Origin of the sequence: Klebsiella sp. 18074 (assembly GCF_902705905.1) — a bacterium.
In the GTDB taxonomy this organism is placed as follows: domain Bacteria; phylum Pseudomonadota; class Gammaproteobacteria; order Enterobacterales; family Enterobacteriaceae; genus Klebsiella; species Klebsiella terrigena.
Genome location: NZ_CACSIS010000102.1, coordinates 1 through 529, shown reverse-complemented (window position 1 = coordinate 529; position 529 = coordinate 1). Strand labels below are relative to the sequence as shown.

Sequence of the window (529 nt, the reverse complement as noted above, 5' to 3'; positions counted from 1 at the left end):
CCTGAAGGCTTAACATTTGATCATGCATTTGAGTGCGTTGGTGGGCGTGGTAGCCAATCAGCAATAAATCAAATGATTGATTATATTTCACCAGAAGGAAGCATTGCACTGTTAGGTGTAAGTGAGTTCCCAGTAGAAGTTAATACACGTCTAGTATTGGAAAAAGGACTAACGTTGATTGGTAGTAGTCGAAGTGGTTCAAAAGATTTCCAAGATGTTGTAGACTTATACATTCAATACCCAGATATTGTAGATAAATTAGCGTTGTTAAAAGGTCAAGAATATGAAATTGCAACAATTAATGATCTTACAGAAGCTTTTGAAGCAGACCTGTCTACATCTTGGGGTAAAACAGTATTAAAATGGATTATGTAAATAGAAAAGGATGAATTAACGTTGGTTAAAAGTAAGATATATATAGATAAAATCTATTGGGAACGTGTTCAGTTATTCGTTGAAGGACATAGTGAAAACCTAGATTTAGAAGATAGTAATTTTGTATTAAGAAATTTAACTGAGACACGTACAA

1 protein-coding gene is annotated in these 529 nt (G+C 33.5%); it reads left to right on the top strand.

All coding sequences use genetic code 11. From position 1 onward, the window contains the following. The coding region (locus GVK32_RS28730) for a zinc-binding dehydrogenase (RefSeq protein ID WP_159989814.1) at positions 1 to 375 on the top strand (375 nt) is incomplete at its 5' end. Positions 376 to 529: the final 154 nt, after the last annotated feature.